The organism is Psychroserpens ponticola (assembly GCF_023556315.2).
In the GTDB taxonomy this organism is placed as follows: Bacteria; Bacteroidota; Bacteroidia; order Flavobacteriales; family Flavobacteriaceae; genus Psychroserpens; species Psychroserpens ponticola.
In genome coordinates, this window is record NZ_CP116221.1 from 3593280 (window position 1) to 3615167 (window position 21888).

Below are 21888 nucleotides of genomic sequence, written 5' to 3' on the forward strand. Positions count from 1 at the left end.
TAATTATGAAAAAATTAATATTAACACTTATGAAAACGAACAAAATTTTTACACTTTTCACGATTATAGCTATGAGTTTTGCTATAACTTCGTGTGTACAAGACGATGACTATACTGTGCCTAGCAGTTTAGGAGATGAAGAAAATGCGCTTTTAAATGATTTATTATCAGGAAATGCAATTGAAGTTACAATTGCTCAGGTAAAAGCTATGTATTTAGTTGAATTTGATCCAGGAGATAATGCTGCAGTTCTTATTGATGAAGACATCTATGTTAAAGGATATGTTTCTTCGTCTGATCAAACTGGAAACTTTTTCAAAGAGTTTTACATTCAAGATAGCCCATCTAATCCTACAGGAGCTTTAAAAATTGCAATAGATCAAGTAGATACTTACAATCAATTTAATATTGGTAGAGAAGTATATGTTAACTTAAATGGTCTTTATATTGGAGAGCAAAGAATTGAAGATGGTGTGATTACTATTGGAGGTGATACTGAAACAGACCAATATGGTACTACAGTCGTAAGATTAAACACTATCCAAAAATCAAGAAAAGTACTGAGGTCTAAAACAACTGAAGTAATGGAACCATTGGTAACTACTTTTTCTCAATTAACAGATAGTTCTGTTGGACTATTAGTAAGTGTTGAAAATGCTGAATTTGCTGATGACTTAGCTGGACTAAATTACTTTGATCCTATTCAATCTTTTGATACTCAAAGAAGGCTTCAAACATGCGAAGGAGCATCATATACTACGTTTAACTTAGAAACAAGTAGTTTTGCTAACTTTAAAAACACACCATTACCGCTTGGAAATGGAACAATTACAGCTGTTGTGAATAAAACTTTTGATGGAGCTAGTGTAATCTTAGCATTAAACTCAATTGATAATGTAAACTTTACTGAAGCTCGTTGTGAGGTGATAGATATTAGTGACTATGTTGTCGTGTATGAAGAAGATTTTGTTGGTGGTTTAAATGGTTGGGAAGTAAATACCACTGAAGGAACTATGGATTGGTATCCAGCATCTTTTGGCGGAGTTTCATATATTAGAGGTTCTGCATATGATGGTTCTAATGCAGTACAAATGGTTAGTTGGTTAATCTCACCTTCTTTTGATTTTGACGCTCAAACTGATGAACAGATGATATTAGAAATTGCTGATGCATTTAGTGATGCAGGTGAAGAGCCCTTAACAGCTTACTATTCTAACGATTATGTTTCAGGAAATGACCCTTCTACTGCTACTTGGACTGAAGTAGGAGCTAGTCAAATTGAAGCACTACCTATTAACGGAGGATTTTTTGATAATGTGTATGATGCAACTAATTTTATAGATCTTTCTGCCGCAACTGGTAATGGTGTAATTGCATTTGTTTATGATAGTGATGATGCTGCGATTTCTTCGACAAGAGATTTAGGTAATGTTAAAATATTATCTCCTCAATAAAAGTACCAACATAAATAATTAGTATTAATATAATTATACAAAAACCTGCTAATTCATTTTAGCAGGTTTTTTTTAACCATATTAACAAAATGACAATCTTCGATATATTTTTCTTTAATGTTTTTAGCTACTATAAAGCGCGTTTTAAAAAACAAGCCAATACTATTGCCGTTTTATATATTTCAACGTTACAAATAGCTTTAGTATTCCTTTTGGGAAGTTTTTTTGCTGTTTTTTTAAGTCAAATGAATGTCAACACTATGTCTTCAAGTAAAGCTTGGACTTTATTTATAATAGCATCAATATTTATTTATTTTAAAAATTGGATTCAGTATGGAGGTAAAAAACGTAAAGTTTTAAATGCAAAGACAAGTAAAAATAAGTCTAAATTATATCCTATTTGGTTGCTCTGGTTATTACCAATTGCATCTATTGGTCTATCTATAATTATATTACAAGCATTATAAAAACAAAACGCTATCAACATAAGTTAATAGCGTTTTTAATTTTATTAGTTATAATTTAATTCTCTCTTTGAATATAAACCCAAGCGACTCTTTGTTTACCATTATCATATTCCATCGTATAAAAATACGTTCCAACGGGTAATTCATCACCTTCATTGGTCTGTCCGAACCATTCATTCGTGTAATTTTTCTTAGTGTATACTAACACTCCATTTCTATTAAAAATTTCAAGTTTAGTAACACCATAGCTACTTAAATCAAAGACTTCATTTTTACCATCGCCATTAGGTGATATCCCTTGTGGAATAACACAAGTTGGTAATTCTATAACAGTTATGAATGTACTATTAGAACAACCTGTATCATTAAAAATGACTTCTATTTCGTAATCTCCTGCATCAATAACTGGAAGTGTTAATCCGTTTTCATTAGATATTAAACCATTTTCTAGATACCAATTAATAGTAACTTCACTCTCTGTATAGTTTTCAGGTGTGGCAGCTATAATAATTGGCACAGTAGCATTAGGGCAAACCTCATAATCAAAATTAGTTGTAAATGAAGTTAAAGGTTCAGTACCAATAACTAAATCGAAACTATTAGTTACATAACAATCCGCAAAAGCTAAAGTTTCAACTCTTACAAATATGGTTTCTCCAGAACTGTCATAAGGGCTTGTTAAGGCACCAATTGCATCCATTGCATCAGCTTGAGAAGTGTGATAAGTTACAATAAACTGTGATGCATCTTGACCATTTAATATATGAATATCATTTGTAACCAAATCAAATGTTGCAATTCCATCATCGTCATTATCACATCCAATCAAGTCAACACTTTCGGCTGTATGTGTCGGACTTGAAATGGATAATTCAAAGTTTGTTGTTTCAAAACAACCCGTAGCATTATCTTCAATTCTAATATATATTGTTTGAGGATTTGATGTATTCGGGTAAGGAGACATTAAATTGTTGATATCTAAATCTGCTTCAGCTTGAGACTCATGATAAGTCACTGTAAAATCAGTAGGACTCTGAACACCTAAAACGACATTAGTATTATCATAAATATCAAATTCAGCTTGATTTGTAGTTGAACATGCTGTTAAATCATCTGGTGTATTTGCTACTACAGGCTTAGGCAAAAATTCAATTAAAACTTCATCATCAATGATACAAGATGGTGAAAAAATAATTTGAACTGTATATAAACCAGCTTCTATTACTGTAAGTGTAGAGGCTATTTCTCCAGGAATAACAAATCCGTCTTTATACCATACATGGTCTACATTTGGAGCTGAAGTGTCTAAAATAATAGTTTCATCTTCGCAAACGGCTGTTCCTCCTGCTATAGTAATATCACCACCTAAGTCTACTTCTCCTATATCAAAACTACCCGCTTTTAAATATACACCAGAGTCAAAAGCATTATCTCTCGCATCAGCAATTACCAATTTGATATGATATACTTCACCAATATTTACAGGTGAAAATGCAGTAAATACATCTGTTCTTCCATCAAAAGAAATTGGAGGCAAATTATCTGGTATATATTCTCCAAAATATTGCTCATTAATTGCTGGACACGCGCCATTATCTGGGTGAATATTTGTTACCAAAATTGGATCAGTTGTTCCAGGTACTACTGCTAAATTTGTAGTAACACTATTTGAATCTGTTAACAAAAATGCAAAGGCATCTGAATAATCACATTCAAAAGTTCCCATATCATATTCTTCAGAAGCCATTAGAAAGTCAAAACTTAACTCGTCATTTAATGGTACAAAATCAAATTCTATTATGGTAGCGTTATTTGTCACTTCACCAGTTATTGCTGTTAAATCTGCATCTCCAGTCCATGCGCCAGTTCCGCTTGAAACAAAATTCACATTTGGTCCTGCTGCTTGACTTGCATCACCTGAGGTTAACAATAAACCTTCTTCAAAAGGAAAACCTCCATCTGGATTAGAAAAGTATCCTATGCCATTATCTTCGCCGAAATTAGTTCCTGTTGAAAATGTAACATTCGAAATTTGGGCACAAGGGCTGTCTATCAAAACATCAATCACTAACTCTTCTGGAGTGTACGTTGTTTGATCAACTAGTACATTTCCAGATCCTGGTCTAATGCATAAATCAAATGTATAATCTACTGAGTCACTATCGGCTGAAAATATTCTTACATAATAAGTGTTTCCAATTGTTAATACAGGTGTCACACTAGCATTAGCATCTGAACAATATAATTCAACTGGTGCTCCACAAGTACCTTCATAAACTGCATGATCTATATCTTGGAAAAAACCTCCTCCATTTATATTTAAAATTGATATAATTTGGATGTCATTTAATGCTACAAACTCAAACCACACATCATCATCAGGATCTCCAGCACATGCTCCGTCTGGAACACCAGATGGTGTTGCTTCTAACAATGTTCCTGATGTTATTAAATCACAACTTACATCTGCATTTACAACAGCCATTGTAGCATTACAAGGATTATCATTTTCTGGAGGACAAGCCAATAATTGTATTGCTGAACTATTAATTACACAATTAACATCTTGATCATTATTTATAGTAACAACTACATCTACTAAAAATGGGAATGGACCAATCTGATAGATTCCTGTAGCTGATACAGGTTCTGTTAATCCATCTATATTGTTTGAAATTGTTAGTGATGTTGCATCACCCAAAGAAGTCACATTAACATCTATCAAAAATTGATTCCCGTTTGCACAATCATCTACTACTTGATAAGTTGCTACTGGATTGATACACGTTGCACATGCTACTGTGAAATCAATGCCATCAGGAAATGATCCCGATGTACAACTTACTGAGCCATCTGAGGTGACTTGAATTGTAATAACACCTGTTAATGATTGAAAAGTTAAACCTGATATATCGCCATCATTTCCTTCTCCATTATATAATACGCCTGCTGGTGTGCCACTTCCATCTGTTACTAATAAGAAATCAAATGGATCGCCTTCTACTTCTCCTGAATTTATTGTTAAGTTAAGAGGTGAGCCATCTGAACTTGTATATGTTAAAGTTATTGAATCGTTATTGTCATAGCACAAGAAACCTGCTATTGGTCCTGCACTACAATCTACAACGGTGTCTAAACACAATTCTTGAGTCAATGCGCCACTAGAGATCTCACAATTTGTATCATCATCATTTGCGACTGTTATTACTACTGGTACATTATTTGCAAATGGCCCAAAGGTTACCACTCCTGTTACTCCTACTGTTTGTGGTGCACTCCCTTGATCATCACTTAACGTGATTGTATTTGCGGATCCTAAATCTGTTAAATCTACTTCTACAAAAAATTCTGGGCCTACTACACAATTTGAAACAACACTATAAGTCGCTACTGGATTTACACATGTTGCACAAGAAACTATAAAATCCCATTCTAATCTCGCTCCTGATTCACAACTTACTGAGCCATCACTATTCACTTCCATGTAAATAGAATCTCCTAATACAGAATCAAATGTAAGGCCTGTGAAATCAAACACATCATCTCCTTCACTACTAAATAGAAGTGCTCCTGTATTATCGGTTCCATCATAGATGGATAAATCATCAAAACCTCCCTCTATCGTTCCTGAATTGAATACGATTCGTATTGGACTACCATCACTCGAGGTAAAGGTCCAATTTGTTGTATCGTTATTCAGATAACAATAATTTATTTGGGTTGGTGCCTGTGTACAATCTATTGCGAATTCTGTTTGTATTGTTGTTGTGAAATTAATTGGTCCTGCCCAAGAGCTAAATACGCCTGATCCGCAATCTGCTCGTAACCAAACCTCATAATCGGTAGAGTAATCTAAACCTGTCTCATTTACTGTCGTTGACCCTACAGTTGTCCCTGATCCTGTAGGCTCGCCTGAACCTGCTGGCAACACTACATATTCCCATGAAGTCTCACCATTATTCCCATTCCAATCTATATCTGCCGTTGTGCCACCTACATTTGAAACAACAATACTACTTGGTGCTATACAAAATGATCCACAAGCTTCTACTCGAACTAAGTCTATTGACATATCTCCTTCAAATCCTCCTATTCCCGTATGACTAAACTCTACATATATCGTCTGCCCTAAATAAGAATCTAAGTTGATTCCTATTGGAACCCATGGTTGAGCTCCATCGGTCTGTAATTCGCCTGACCATATAAATAAATTAGTAAATGGTCCTGCTGCTGAATCGGAAACACCTACATTAAGAACTCCCATATCTGATCCAAAAGCATGCATGTAAAAAGATAATTCTGCACCATCAACTGCGCTTGTTAAATCTATTGCTGGACTTACTGCTGAAGCCGTAGTTGTTGAAGTTCCTGCCTCGTAATTCATGAAACTAGTGCCGCTAAACGCTGCATCTGCGCCTGTTCCGAATGACCCTGAATCATTGGGAATCTCCCAAGTGCCATCTGCACCTCCAAAATCTCCTGTCCAGCCATCTAAACCATCAAACTCTGCTGTATAAACATAGGAAGAACTACCCGTTGAACAGGTAACACCAACTGGTGCTGGTGGTGGTGTATTAAATGTGCTGAAATTAATTGGACCTGACCAAAAACTAAAGCCATCAACTCCACAATCTGATCTAACCCAAACTTCATAATCGGTAATCGCTGTTAATCCTGAAATTGGATAAGAATTATTAATCATTGTTGCTGTTCCTGAACCTGTTGGCTCTCCTGTACCTGCAGCCTGAACTAAAACTTCCCAGTTACTCTCTGAACCACCTGTGCTCCATGTAAGATCCGCTGAAACATCTGTAATGTTATCTACAATAAATCCTGATGGATAATCACAAGTAGAATTATAAACTATTATATTATCTAGTAACCAATACCAAGCCCAAGTATCTCCATCATTGTATACAAATCTTATTTGCATTGCTGCATTAGAATAAGCCGTAATATCTAAATGCTGTGTATCTGGTGCATCAAATGCTCCTATATCTGCTGCTTGATTTAATACTTCAACCCAATTGGTACCATCAAATACTTCTACTATAGTGAAATCTGCTGCACCATTATTATTGTAATATTGATCAAAATCTAAATACAATAAAACTGATCCTGTTGTATCAAATACAGGGGAAGTTAAAGTCTCTATTAGTGCAATACCATCACCATTAGCATCACTATCTACAAATGCAACATTGGAACCGTTTAAACTGTTTGCGCCTCCTTGTAAACCAGAAACCCATGAATCACCCATGGCTCCTCCTTCATCGGTAACAATCCAATCCGCTGGAATATCAACGTCAAAATTCTCCTGTAAATAGGTTTGGGCATTTATACTAATAGCTAGTATAAAAAGCATACTTATTAATATGTATTTTTTCATTAGATTTAATTGAAGTAGTTAATCTTGTCTTTTAATACTTTAAAACTTTTCAAAACACAAAAAGCCCCGTAATAAAACAGAGCTTTTATGATTAGTTAGTTGGTCATTATAGTTAGTTAATTATTTTGCTTGTGGTCCACCGCTTACAATAATAAATTCTGATCTTCTATTCATTTGGTGATCCTCTTCAGAACAATTTGAACCACAATCTACTTTAGGCTCGCTTTCTCCTTTCCCCATTCCAGATATTCTAGATTTATCTACACCTTTAGAAATAACGTATTGGACTGTCGTTTTTGCCCTTCTATCAGATAATTTAGAGTTGTATGAAGCTGGGCCTCTACTATCTGTATGTGAAGTAGCATTAATAACCATATCTGGATACTTGTTCATAATTTGAACTAATTTATCTAATTCAAAAGCAGCCTGAGCTGTTACATTTGATTTATCAAATTCAAAGAAAATAGGATTTAATATAATTTCTTTTGGTCCTACAATGACTTCGATAGGATCTAGCATTATGCTAAGTTTTACTTCTTCATCGTTAGTAGCACTAACTTTGACTTTTTGACTTACATAGCCATCCATTACTATTTCTAATTCAGAATCTTTATCAGCTTCAATAATAAAATCAACTGTACCATCAGAATTAGCTATTTTAGATAATACTTTATTTCCTTGGTCATCATATAAAGTTACACTTACAGCATTTATTGGTTCACCTGTTTTAGAATCTACAACTGTACTTGCAATTAACACATCATTTAGTGGCTGAATTCTTTTAATACCATAAATATCATCGCCTCCTAATCCTCCATCTCTATTTGATGACACATATCCTTCTTTAGTTTCTTCATCTAAATTGAATGCAAAATCATCAGCACTACTATTAATAGGGATTCCAATATTACGAACTGGTCCCATTTTTCCATCAACGACTTTAGAATGAAATACATCCATATTACCTAGACCTAAATGACCATTAGAAGAAAAATAAAGAGTGTTATTACTACTAATAAATGGGAACATTTCTTGTCCATGTGTATTTACCTTTTGCCCAAGGTTCGTTGGTTCTCCTAGAGATCCATCATCATTGATCGATGACATATAAATATCAAACATTCCGAAACCACCTGGCATATCTGAAGAAAAATATAGTGTTTTACCATCTGGACTAACAGAAGGGTTTTTAACAGAATAGTTTTTACTATTAATATCAAAACCTTCAACATTACTCCAAGTATCTCCTAATTTTGTCGCTTTAAAAAGGTGTAATAAACTATATCTTACTTTAGTAATTGAATCTTTTTCGTATTCTCTTTCAAAATAACTTTCTCTTGAAAAATACATTGTTTTACCATCAGGTGAAAAAGAGACAATCCCTTCGTGATGTTTTGTATTTACTTTATCCTCAACTAAAGTTGCAGCTTGGTATGTACCATCTTCGTTTTTTGCTAACTCATAGATATCTAAAAAAGGTTCTTCATTCCATCCATAAGTTTTACGATTTGTATTTCTAGCAGAAGTAATATAAAGCTTACCATCTTTTAATGTACCGCCAAAATCTGCATACTGTGTATTAAATCCTAAACTTTGAATATTGAATTTTTTGCCTTTTTCTAAAATCTTTGGTAAGTAATCAGGATTATTGGTGTAAGCTATAGCTCTATCATCGCTAGGACGCATTTTAGCAAACTTAGCCATTTGCGCATTTGATTCTTCATATTTACCATTAGCTTTAAGCATTTGAGAATACTTAAATATCATTTCTGGCACATCTGTAGTTTCTAATGCTTTGGCATACCATTTTTCAGCCTCTTGAGTGTTAAATACATTATAATATGATTCAGCTAATTGACTGTACACGTATGTATCGCCTTTACCATCTTCAATTAATTTTGCATAGACTTCAGCAGCTTCAACAAATTCAAATCTAGAGAAGTGTTTATCTGCTTTTTTTGTGTTTTTATTTTGAGCTATTAAGCTAAGGCTACTTAATGCTACTATTGTAAAAAGTGTTAATAATTTTTTCATGTTGTTTAGCTTAGCTGGTTAGAAATATCTTGGTGAACGTGAAACATTTTTCGGGAAATTCAAATCAAATAATAACATGAACTCATGAGATGCTGGTGCATACTTTTTAATATCGGAAGTTACAGCATCATATGCATACCCAATTCTAATTGTTGGTGTGATAGCAAAATTAACTAATCCAGAAAACGAATCATCTAATCTGTAAGAACCACCTATTTCAAATTTTTCAAAAAACAACGCATTCAAGTTCACATCATATGATGTTGGAGCATCAAAAGCAGATTTAACTAAAAATGATGGTTTTAACTTTGTATTTTTTGATAATTGAAATACATAACCACCTGTTAAAAAGTAATGTGATGCCTCTGTACCTAATTTATTACCATTGGCATCTAAATGAACGGAGTTTAAAATATTTGGCACAGAAAAAGATAAATAATAATTATTTGTATAATAAAATAGTCCTGCTCCAACATTAGGAGTTGTAGAGTTAATATCTTGAAAAAAGTCATCTCCTTGATCTATTAAATCTAAGCTGCCTAATCCAATATCATGGAATGTAGCACCTGCTTTAATACCAAAAGCTAAACGGTTTGGTCCTCCTAGCTTTAAGGTATAAGAAAAATCTGCATAAGCATTAGTTTCATTTACTGGACCAATTTGATCTGAAATAACAGATAAACCAACACCTACTTTTTCTCCAACACGAAGGTGACCGAAAAAAGTACCTGTTTCTGGAGCACCATCTATACCTGTCCATTGCGTACGATATAATAATCCAAACGAAAGATTTTCTCTAGATCCTGCATATGCTGGATTAATCACATTCATGTTATACATGTACTGTGTGTATTGTGGATCTTGTTGTCCATACATTTGTGTTGCAATGAGAAATACAACAATAATATAAAGTTTTTTCATCTGTTAATTTTTAGTTGTTTTTTTAGTTGTTGGATTAAATTTGTACAGTATTTATCTACTTTATAAAACAAATACTGTACGCCTTAATATTAATTACTTGAATTGTTGATTTTAATTTAGTCTTTGGATATATACCCATGCTGTTCGTTGCTTACCATTATCATATTCCATCGTATAGAAATATGTACCAACGGGTAATTCATCTCCATCATCATTTTGTCCATGCCATTCATCACTATAGTTTTCTTTTGAATACACTAAAGTTCCATATCTATTAAATATCTCTAGTTTTGTTACTCCATAACTACTTAAATCAAATGTGTCATTTTTACCATCTCCATTTGGTGATATTCCTTGTGGAATTACACAAGTTGGTAATTCAATTACAATTTGTTCTGTAATACTGAAACACAGTGTTTGATTATTTATAACTTCAATTTCATAAAGACCAGCTTCGATAACAGGAAGTGTTAAACTATTTTCACCTGCGATAATACCACCATCAAAATACCAATTGATAGTTACATCGCTTTCCAAATAATTATTTGCTGTCGCTGCTATTTGAATTGGGACTGTAGCATTAGGACAAACTTGGTAATCAAAATCGGTCGTAAATGTAGTATTAGGTAAAGGATTTACTACTAACTCTAGTGTTCCGGTTGAAAAACAATCAAAGGCTATATTACTTTCTATTCTTACAAAAATTGTAGTTGATGTACTACTATATAATGAAGATGTATCAATTACATTTGAACCAGCATCAGCATCAGCTTGTGTTTCATGATAAGTAACTGTAAAATCTGCAGCACTTTGACTACCAAGTGCATTTGCATCTTGAGTCGTTAAATCGAATAAAGTAACGCCATCAAAATCATCATCACATTCAGAATACTCTACACTATTTACTGTTGGTGTTGGTCCTGAAATAATTAAATTAAAACTAGTTGTTGCAGAACAGAACGTTGCATCATCATCTTCAACTCTAACAAATATTGTTTGAGGATTAGAAATATTAGGATATGGTGACATTAATGCATTAATACCTTGTTGCGCTTCTGCTAAAGTTAAATAATATGTTACATTAAACTCTGTTGGATCTTGTGTCCCTAATATGGTGGCAGTTTGAATGTTTAAATCAAAATCTTCAATCTCATCAGCTGAAGCATCATCACAGGTAATTATATCATCTACTGCATTTGCAACCGCTTCTGAACCAAAAATTACAGTAATCTCATCTTGTGCTTGACCACCACAACCATCATCATATGCAATTACAGTATAAGTACAAGAATCTGACACTGTTAAAATAGAACTTTCTTCCCCTGGAATAATGAATCCATCACAGTACCATTCATATCGATCTGCAAATGGAGAATCTGCTATAATATCAACTGAATCAAGGTCACACCATTCTTGATCTTGACCTAAATCAACATCTATTTCAGCTGTAAAGAAACCTCCATCATTATTAGTTTGTGCAATTTGGATAAAACCTGGGTCTCTAGACCAATTACTAACTAACAATACATATATCTCACCAGCTACAGCATTGTTGATAGTAAAATTCTCAACTGCTGCCGCATCCCAACTACAATCTACAATATTACCAAATGGGTAAAAACCAGGATCTATGGTGTTGTTTGGACAATCACATTCTGTTTCTAAACCTAAAGCACAATAATCTACTGAATCAGTAAATGGTCCCCATAACACAAAATCCACATCTAAATCATCACCTTCTGGATTCCCCATATCATCAAAGTTTTCCCATTGTTCAATTTGAAATTCTATAGTACCAGATGCTCCAACTTCAAATTCAAACCAAGAAGGGTTAGGAGTATCATTCAAACAAGCAATATCAATATCTTGTTCAATTCCAACGACACTAGGAAAAATAAATACATCTGTACCTGCACTTATACAAGGGTTATCTGCATTTTCACAATCAACATTATCTGGAGCACTTCTTATACAAAGGTCAAAAGTACTTGTATCTGAATCACTACCTCCAGAAAAAACTCTTATGTAATATGTATTTCCAACTACGTAAGCAATTTCATCAAAACTAAATTCAGCATCTGAACAAAACAATTCTGTTAGGTTATCACAATCGCCTTCGTAAACACCATGGTCTATATTAAAACCTCCACCAGCAATATTAATTATAGAAATTACTTGAGATTCATTTTCTGCTACAAACTGAAACCATATATCATCATCAGGATCTCCACCACATGCTCCGTCTGGAACACCAGATGGTGTTGCTTCTAACAATGTTCCTGATGTTATTAAATCACAACTTACATCTGCATTTACAACAGCCATTGTAGCATTACAAGGATTATCATTTTCTGGAGGACAAGCCAATAATTGTATTGCTGAACTATTAATTACACAATTAACATCTTGATCATTATTTATAGTAACAACTACATCTACTAAAAATGGGAATGGACCAATCTGATAGATTCCTGTAGCTGATACAGGTTCTGTTAATCCATCTATATTGTTTGAAATTGTTAGTGATGTTGCATCACCCAAAGAAGTCACATTAACATCTATCAAAAATTGATTCCCGTTTGCACAATCATCTACTACTTGATAAGTTGCTACTGGATTGATACACGTTGCACATGCTACTGTGAAATCAATGCCATCAGGAAATGATCCCGATGTACAACTTACTGAGCCATCTGAGGTGACTTGAATTGTAATAACACCTGTTAATGATTGAAAAGTTAAACCTGATATATCGCCATCATTTCCTTCTCCATTATATAATACGCCTGCTGGTGTGCCACTTCCATCTGTTACTAATAAGAAATCAAATGGATCGCCTTCTACTTCTCCTGAATTTATTGTTAAGTTAAGAGGTGAGCCATCTGAACTTGTATATGTTAAAGTTATTGAATCGTTATTGTCATAGCACAAGAAACCTGCTATTGGTCCTGCACTACAATCTACAACGGTGTCTAAACACAATTCTTGAGTCAATGCGCCACTAGAGATCTCACAATTTGTATCATCATCATTTGCGACTGTTATTACTACTGGTACATTATTTGCAAATGGCCCAAAGGTTACCACTCCTGTTACTCCTACTGTTTGTGGTGCACTCCCTTGATCATCACTTAACGTGATTGTATTTGCGGATCCTAAATCTGTTAAATCTACTTCTACAAAAAATTCTGGGCCTACTACACAATTTGAAACAACACTATAAGTCGCTACTGGATTTACACATGTTGCACAAGAAACTATAAAATCCCATTCTAATCTCGCTCCTGATTCACAACTTACTGAGCCATCACTATTCACTTCCATGTAAATAGAATCTCCTAATACAGAATCAAATGTAAGGCCTGTGAAATCAAACACATCATCTCCTTCACTACTAAATAGAAGTGCTCCTGTATTATCGGTTCCATCATAGATGGATAAATCATCAAAACCTCCCTCTATCGTTCCTGAATTGAATACGATTCGTATTGGACTACCATCACTCGAGGTAAAGGTCCAATTTGTTGTATCGTTATTCAGATAACAATAATTTATTTGGGTTGGTGCCTGTGTACAATCTATTGCGAATTCTGTTTGTATTGTTGTTGTGAAATTAATTGGTCCTGCCCAAGAGCTAAATACGCCTGATCCGCAATCTGCTCGTAACCAAACCTCATAATCGGTAGAGTAATCTAAACCTGTCTCATTTACTGTCGTTGACCCTACAGTTGTCCCTGATCCTGTAGGCTCGCCTGAACCTGCTGGCAACACTACATATTCCCATGAAGTCTCACCATTATTCCCATTCCAATCTATATCTGCCGTTGTGCCACCTACATTTGAAACAACAATACTACTTGGTGCTATACAAAATGATCCACAAGCTTCTACTCGAACTAAGTCTATTGACATATCTCCTTCAAATCCTCCTATTCCCGTATGACTAAACTCTACATATATCGTCTGCCCTAAATAAGAATCTAAGTTGATTCCTATTGGAACCCATGGTTGAGCTCCATCGGTCTGTAATTCGCCTGACCATATAAATAAATTAGTAAATGGTCCTGCTGCTGAATCGGAAACACCTACATTAAGAACTCCCATATCTGATCCAAAAGCATGCATGTAAAAAGATAATTCTGCACCATCAACTGCGCTTGTTAAATCTATTGCTGGACTTACTGCTGAAGCCGTAGCTGTTGAAGTTCCTGCCTCGTAATTCATGAAACTAGTGCCGCTAAACGCTGCATCTGCGCCTGTTCCGAATGACCCTGAATCATTGGGAATCTCCCAAGTGCCATCTGCACCTCCAAAATCTCCTGTCCAGCCATCTAAACCATCAAACTCTGCTGTATAAACATAGGAAGAACTACCCGTTGAACAGGTAACACCAACTGGTGCTGGTGGTGGTGTATTAAATGTGCTGAAATTAATTGGACCTGACCAAAAACTAAAGCCATCAACTCCACAATCTGATCTAACCCAAACTTCATAATCGGTAATCGCTGTTAATCCTGAAATTGGATAAGAATTATTAATCATTGTTGCTGTTCCTGAACCTGTTGGCTCTCCTGTACCTGCAGCCTGAACTAAAACTTCCCAGTTACTCTCTGAACCACCTGTGCTCCATGTAAGATCCGCTGAAACATCTGTAATGTTATCTACAATAAATCCTGATGGATAATCACAAGTAGAATTATAAACTATTATATTATCTAGTAACCAATACCAAGCCCAAGTATCTCCATCATTGTATACAAATCTTATTTGCATTGCTGCATTAGAATAAGCCGTAATATCTAAATGCTGTGTATCTGGTGCATCAAATGCTCCTATATCTGCTGCTTGATTTAATACTTCAACCCAATTGGTACCATCAAATACTTCTACTATAGTGAAATCTGCTGCACCATTATTATTGTAATATTGATCAAAATCTAAATACAATAAAACTGATCCTGTTGTATCAAATACAGGGGAAGTTAAAGTCTCTATTAGTGCAATACCATCACCATTAGCATCACTATCTACAAATGCAACATTGGAACCGTTTAAACTGTTTGCGCCTCCTTGTAAACCAGAAACCCATGAATCACCCATGGCTCCTCCTTCATCGGTAACAATCCAATCCGCTGGAATATCAACGTCAAAATTCTCCTGTAAATAGGTTTGGGCATTAAATTCCCAAGACGTAAAAACAAGGACTAATGCTAATAGAAAAGTAATTTTTTTCATGTGTTATATACTATTAATTATTTTATATAATTTACTGATGTTAAACACCTTAGGCTTAGTTACTCAAAAATGAGACTAAGCAAAAAAGGTTAATCGTAATAAGAATAGAGGCAAATTAAGTATCGAAGATAAAAAAAATGGTTATTAAGAAAGCCTTAACAATACTATAATAGATGAAGTGCTATTTTTATCGATAAAAAGATTAGCCCGTTAATTCATCTTACTTAAGTGCATATAAACTGGAAAATGATCACTAAATCCGCCTTTGTATTTTTTCCCTACATAAGTTCGAAATGGTTGTCCTTTAAATTTGCCATAATACTGGGTTAAAAACTTTTCATCATAGATACCTGCTTCTTCAAATTTCAAACTTAAATTATCTGTTTCAAAAAAATTAGTTGTGAATAATATTTGATCAAAAACATTCCATTTAAAGTTATGATTTTGAGTCCCTCGAGAATACGATACTAACGTTTTCATAGGATTAAACAATTGTCCTTTTTCGGCAAGCATTTTTACACTTTCATTATTTGGATTGTCATTAAAATCACCCATTACAATAATTTTAGGATTGACTTCATCAGCTTTAATTGTTTCAATAATATTAATAGCTACTTGAGACGCAACTATTCTATTAAGAGATGATACTTCAAGGCCATCACGACGTGAAGGCCAATGATTAACAATACAATGAATCAACTCGCCGTTTAATTTTCCAGAAACTAATAGTATATCTCTAGTAAAATCTTGGGTGCCATTTTCTTTTTCAAGATAAATTGTAAAAGGCTTTGAATTAATTAATTCAAATTCATCTTTATTATAAATTAAACCCACATCTATCCCTCTTTCATCTTTGGAATCATAATGAACTATGTCATAATTATAGCCTTTCAAATCATCGACATCAATAAGGTCTTTTAACACCTTTTTATTCTCAGCTTCAGCTATTCCAATTAATGTAGGTGGTTTTTGTATATCATTAAAACCTATTTTTGAAATGACGTCAGCTAATTTATGTAATTTCCTCTTGTAGCGCTTTTTTGTCCATCTTTTAGCTGAGTTTGGTAAAAAATCGTTATCGTGAGTTAATCCGTTGTCTTCAAAATCAAAAAGATTTTCTACATTATAAAATGCGACAGTATATTGATGCTCTGTTTTGTTTTCTTTTTCCACAGAACAAATTTAAATTTTAAAATACAATACACATACTTTCAATTACGTAACTTTGTAAATATTTTGATTTATGATAGAAAAAAAAGACATACAACTTGAAAAAGCTGTACTAATAGGTGTTATAACTAAAGAACAAAATGAAGAACGCTCTAATGAATATTTAGATGAGTTAGAGTTTTTAACGTATACAGCTGGTGGTGAAGTGCTAAAACGTTTTACGCAGAAAATGGAAATGCCAAACCCGAAAACTTTTATAGGTACTGGTAAAATGGAAGAGGTAGCAACCTTTATTAAAAACAATGATGTTGGTACTGCTATTTTTGATGATGAATTATCTGCAGCACAAGAACGAAATATCAGTAAAATTTTAGAATGCAAAGTGTTAGATCGTACAAATCTAATTCTAGATATTTTCGCTCAACGCGCAACAACTAGCTATGCTAGAACTCAAGTAGAGCTTGCGCAATGTGAATATTTGTTACCAAGATTAAAAGGAATGTGGACTCACCTTGAGCGACAAAAAGGCGGAATTGGAATGCGTGGTCCAGGTGAAACTGAAATTGAAACAGACAGACGAATTGTAAGAGATAAAATCGCGCTACTTAAAGCCAAAATAAAAACCATTGATAAACAAATGGCTGTGCAACGTGGTAACCGTGGTAAAATGGTGAGAGTCGCTTTGGTTGGTTACACCAATGTTGGAAAATCAACTTTAATGAATGTTGTCAGTAAAAGTGATGTCTTCGCTGAAAACAAATTATTTGCAACCCTAGACACAACAGTAAGAAAAGTAGTCATTCAAAATTTACCTTTTTTATTAACTGATACAGTTGGTTTTATTAGAAAATTACCAACGCAATTGATAGAATCTTTTAAAAGCACACTAGACGAAGTTAGAGAAGCAGATTTATTGTTACATGTTGTTGATATTTCACATGCTAATTTTGAAGAACATATTGATTCTGTGAATAAAATTTTAGGTGAAATTGACAGCTCAAACAAACCTACTATCATGGTTTTTAATAAAATTGATGCCTATAAAGCAGAACCATTAGATGAAGATGATTTAATAACTGAAAAAACATCTGCTCACTACACATTAGAAGAATGGAAAAACACTTGGATGAATAAAGTAGGAAATAACGCTTTATTTATTTCTGCACTAAATAAGAAAAACTTAGACTCCTTTAAAAAACGAGTCTATGATGAAGTACGAGAAATTCATGTGACTCGTTTTCCTTATAATCATTTTCTATATCCAGATTATGAAGATGAACAATAATTTAGTTCTATAAAAAAAGGCTGTCTTTATAAAGACAACCTTTTTATTTTATATCAAATTTGATTACCAAATTCGGACTCTATCTTCTGGAGCAATCCACATAGCATCACCTTCCTTTATATCAAATGCTTCGTAAAAGGCATCAATATTTTTTAAAGGTTGAGTTGCTCTTACCATTCCTGGTGAATGTGTATCTGTTTTAATAAGTGTTCGTAATGCGTCGTCTCTTGTTAATGTTCTCCAAACTGTTGCCCAAGACATAAAGAAACGTTGTTCTGGTGTAAATCCATCAATGTTTTCTGGTCTTCCAGTTTTAGCATAATGCAACTGTAAACCATCATATGCTCCAAGTACACCTCCTAAATCTCCAATATTTTCTCCAAGTGTATACTTTCCGTTTACATAAACGCTATCTAAAACTTCTAGAGCACTATATTGATCTGCTAAAGCATCTCCACGTTTAGTAAATTCTTCAAGATCGGTAGGTGTCCACCAGTTCTTTAAGTTTCCATCAGCATCAAAACGCGATCCAGAATCATCAAACGCATGAGAGATTTCATGACCAATAACAGCTCCTATTCCTCCATAATTTACGGCATCATCAGCGGTATAATTATAGAATGGTGGTTGCAAAATTGCTGCAGGAAATACAATTTCATTGTTAATTGGACTATAGTAAGCATTAACCATTTGAGGTGGCATTCCCCATTCAGATTTATCAATTGGTTCATTAATATCAGATAAGTTATCATCTAAAGCCCAACGACCAATAGCCATCATGTTTTCTGCATAGCTATTTCCTTCCTTAACCATTAAATCAGAATAATCTTTCCATTCATCTGGATAAGCAATCTTTACGGTGAATTTATCTAATTTCTCAATAGCTTTCACTTTGGTTTCATCAGTCATCCAATCTAATTTTTGGATTCTATTTTGAAATGCTGTGATTACATTTGCAATCATTTTCTCAGCTTTTACTTTTGCTTCTGGTGGAAATTTAGCTTCAACATACAATTGCCCAATAGCTTCTCCAACACTTCCAGTTACAGTTCCTAAAGCACGCTCTTCTGCGTCACGTTGCTTTTTAGCTCCACTCAATGTTTGTGCATAAAACTCCCAATTAGCTCTTTCAATTTCTGTGGTTAAGAAACCTGCAGCATTATCAATTGTTGTCCAATCTATTAGTGTTTTAATATCTTCTATTGATGTGTTATTTAAGAAATCACTCAATGCAGACATATATTTCGGCTGAGCCACTAAAACCGTATCAATTTGTTTTTTAATCCCTAGATCTGAAATCATTTTGCCCCAATCAATTGCAGGACACATTTCTTGCAATTGTGAGATAGATCTTGGATTATTATAGTTACGAGCATCTCTTGCAGCTACTTTATCTAATCTAGGCTCAACCAATTGAGTTTCCATTTCAATTATTTTAACAGCAGCGGCATTTGCATCTGCTTCACTGTATTCAATAAATTGAAGCATTTTAGACACGTGAGCTTTATATTTTTCTCTGATTTCTTTAGACTTATCGTCCTGATCTAAATAATAATCACGTTGTAACCCTGTACCTCCTGGGCCAACCCAAGCTGTATTCATACTACTATCATTCAAGTCTGGACCAGCACCTAGACCAGCAAATGGCGTAGCAAGACCTAAAGTAGTAGCTTCTGCTGTTTGCATGTCTGCAATACTTTTTATGCCATCAATTTTAGCAAGTACTGGTAATAATGGTTTGATACCAGCTTCATCTCTTGCTACAGTATCTAATTGCGATTCAAAAATTAAAAGTGCTTTCTTTTGGTCAGTACCTTCTTCATACTTACCTAACTCTTTAGACGTTTTTAAAATTTCTAAAACATCAGCTCTTGTTCCTTTTCGTAAAACTCCAAATCCGCCCCAACGTGTTTCTTCTTCAGGGATTTTTGTGTTTTTTTGCCAATTGCCATTTACAAAATTGTAAAAGTCATCTTTAGGATTTACATCCTTATCCATGTTTTCGAGATTAATTCCAGGAATTTTCTCAACCATAGTTGTTTCATCTTTTGCCTCCTCTTTACATCCTAAAAATGCAAATACAGCCAATACAGAAACTATCAAAATACTCTTGATATTAGTTTTCATAGTGTGTGTTTAGTTTTAATTTGATTAAAATTAGTTATTAATTAGAAGTCTTAACAAGCCATTTGTTACATATTAACAAAACATTAAGAGAATTATTCTGGCTTCAAAATATTATTGGCTTCAAATTCAAGCTTTTTGTTGATTTGAAGATTAAGATTAGAGAACGCCACAAACACCTCCCTTAAAGCTTCTAGCTGTATGTCTTTCAAAATATTATCAAGCGACAGTAGGCTGTTTAATTTAAGCATCTTGGTTTCTAAAGCTGTGATTCTTGCATTTATTTCATTTGTATTAATCGATTTTGGAATTTCTACCCTAAAAGCGCTTATAAATGTTGTAATTAAGGAAATATCACTTTTAAAAAAAGATAAATCGGCTGCTTTTAAATAATTCATTTGAGTATTCAACTCTTGATACTTCTGCCAATCGTAAACAGCTTCTTTAGCATCATCACTGAGTCCAAAATCATTATACTTTAGACTTTTGATTTCATTTTTTGTAATCGTTTTAGATTGCTTATCACTTAATGTAGATTCAATTTCTACGTTTTGTGTATCCGTTTTACAACCAACAATTAACAAACAAAGGAAACTAAAAAATAAAAGATTAAATCGCATAAATAAGAGATTAAATTTAGTTGTAAATATAATTAAAGTGAATATACTTGGAAGTTAATCTCAACGGAATTAACAAAAAATAAAGTGTTGTTAATTTTAAGCTTTAATTTTTTTTGTCCTTTTTATTCTTAGTATTTTTGATTCGTATTAGTAAGCTTATAATTTTTTATGTCTAAAGTATTAATCATTGGTGCTGGTGGTCAGATTGGTTCGGAGTTAACCTATAAACTACGTGAAATTCATGGTAGCAATAATATTGTTGCCAGTGATATTAACTGTTCAAATTTAGATATTGTCAATTCCGGTTGTTTTGAAATATTAGATGCAAAAGACTACGATGCGATTAAAAATTGTGTTGAAAAACATACTATTGATACCATATACTTAATGGCTGCCATGCTAAGTGCAACAGGTGAAAAGCACCCAATGATGGCATGGGATTTAAACATGAACTCTTTATTTCATGTTCTTAATTTGGCAAAAGAAGGTTTTATCAAAAAGGTGTTTTGGCCATCAAGCATCGCTGTTTTTGGACCTACCACACCTTCAATTAATACTCCTCAACATACCATCATGGAACCGACTACAGTTTATGGCATTACTAAACAAGTTGGAGAACGTTGGTGTGAATATTATCATAAACAATATGGTGTAGATGTTAGAAGTATAAGATATCCTGGAATTATAAGCTGGAAAACATTGCCAGGTGGAGGCACTACGGATTATGCAGTAGAAATTTATCACAAAGCAATACTTGACAAAACTTATGAATGCTTTTTGTCTGAAGAGACTAAGCTTCCAATGATGTTTATGGACGATGCAATTAATGCTACTATTAATATCATGCAAGCGCCTTCTGAAAACATAAAAATTAGATCATCATATAATTTAGCTGCTATTAGCTTTACGCCTAAAGAGATTTTTGAAAGTATTAGAGCTCAGATTCCAGATTTTTCAATGACTTACAATCCAGATTTTAGACAAGCTATAGCAGATAGTTGGCCAAAATCTATTGATGATACGACAGCGAGAACCGATTGGAATTGGAAACACAAATACAATCTAGAATTAATGACTAAAGAAATGATCTCTCAGTTAGAAAAAAAATACGCGTCTTCAGAAAAAATGCACTAAAACCATGATGACATTTTAGCACTGTCGCGATGTACCAATAGAAACATTAACATAA

11 protein-coding genes are annotated in these 21888 nt (G+C 33.8%); 4 read left to right on the forward strand and 7 right to left on the reverse strand.

What is annotated here, in order from left to right:
- The first annotated feature begins 5 nt into the window (after window positions 1-5).
- Window positions 6-1454 (forward strand): DUF5689 domain-containing protein, encoded by a 1449-nt coding sequence (locus tag MUN68_RS15860; RefSeq protein WP_249993110.1) that lies wholly within the window; start codon window positions 6-8, stop codon window positions 1452-1454.
- Between the two features lie 89 nt (window positions 1455-1543).
- Complete coding sequence (locus MUN68_RS15865) at window positions 1544-1921, forward strand: hypothetical protein (RefSeq protein ID WP_249993109.1); 378 nt, start codon at window positions 1544-1546, stop codon at window positions 1919-1921.
- A 55-nt stretch (window positions 1922-1976) separates the two neighbouring features.
- Here the strand turns inward: MUN68_RS15865 and MUN68_RS15870 are convergent, their stop codons facing one another.
- The 5 genes from MUN68_RS15870 to MUN68_RS15890 form a co-directional block, all read right to left on the reverse strand.
- On the reverse strand, window positions 1977-7310 hold the full coding sequence (locus MUN68_RS15870) for a choice-of-anchor L domain-containing protein (RefSeq protein WP_272792385.1): 5334 nt from the start codon (window positions 7308-7310) through the stop codon (window positions 1977-1979).
- A 120-nt stretch (window positions 7311-7430) separates the two neighbouring features.
- Complete coding sequence (locus MUN68_RS15875) at window positions 7431-9344, reverse strand: OmpA family protein (RefSeq protein ID WP_249993107.1); 1914 nt, start codon at window positions 9342-9344, stop codon at window positions 7431-7433.
- 18 nt (window positions 9345-9362) lie between these two features.
- Window positions 9363-10265, reverse strand: coding sequence for a PorP/SprF family type IX secretion system membrane protein (locus MUN68_RS15880; RefSeq protein WP_249993106.1), 903 nt, complete (start codon window positions 10263-10265; stop codon window positions 9363-9365).
- Between the two features lie 111 nt (window positions 10266-10376).
- Window positions 10377-15500 (reverse strand): T9SS type B sorting domain-containing protein, encoded by a 5124-nt coding sequence (locus MUN68_RS15885; protein WP_249993105.1) that lies wholly within the window; start codon window positions 15498-15500, stop codon window positions 10377-10379.
- Between the two features lie 210 nt (window positions 15501-15710).
- Window positions 15711-16673 (reverse strand): endonuclease/exonuclease/phosphatase family protein, encoded by a 963-nt coding sequence (locus tag MUN68_RS15890; protein ID WP_249993104.1) that lies wholly within the window; start codon window positions 16671-16673, stop codon window positions 15711-15713.
- 70 nt (window positions 16674-16743) lie between these two features.
- Here MUN68_RS15890 and hflX point away from each other — a divergent pair, with 70 nt between their 5' ends.
- Complete coding sequence (gene hflX / locus MUN68_RS15895; RefSeq protein WP_249993103.1) at window positions 16744-17955, forward strand: GTPase HflX; 1212 nt, start codon at window positions 16744-16746, stop codon at window positions 17953-17955.
- Between the two features lie 63 nt (window positions 17956-18018).
- On the opposite strand, the gene MUN68_RS15900 is transcribed toward hflX, so the two are convergent.
- Window positions 18019-20082, reverse strand: a complete 2064-nt coding sequence (locus MUN68_RS15900; RefSeq protein WP_249993101.1) for a M13 family metallopeptidase — start codon at window positions 20080-20082, stop codon at window positions 18019-18021.
- A 92-nt stretch (window positions 20083-20174) separates the two neighbouring features.
- Window positions 20175-20699 carry a hypothetical protein gene (locus tag MUN68_RS15905; protein WP_249993099.1) on the reverse strand — a complete coding sequence of 175 codons (525 nt, stop codon included), beginning with the start codon at window positions 20697-20699 and terminating at the stop codon, window positions 20175-20177.
- A 168-nt stretch (window positions 20700-20867) separates the two neighbouring features.
- Here MUN68_RS15905 and MUN68_RS15910 point away from each other — a divergent pair, with 168 nt between their 5' ends.
- A complete protein-coding gene (locus MUN68_RS15910) occupies window positions 20868-21833 on the forward strand; it encodes an NAD-dependent epimerase/dehydratase family protein (protein ID WP_249993097.1) in 966 nt (321 codons plus the stop codon).
- The last annotated feature ends 55 nt before the right edge of the window (window positions 21834-21888 follow it).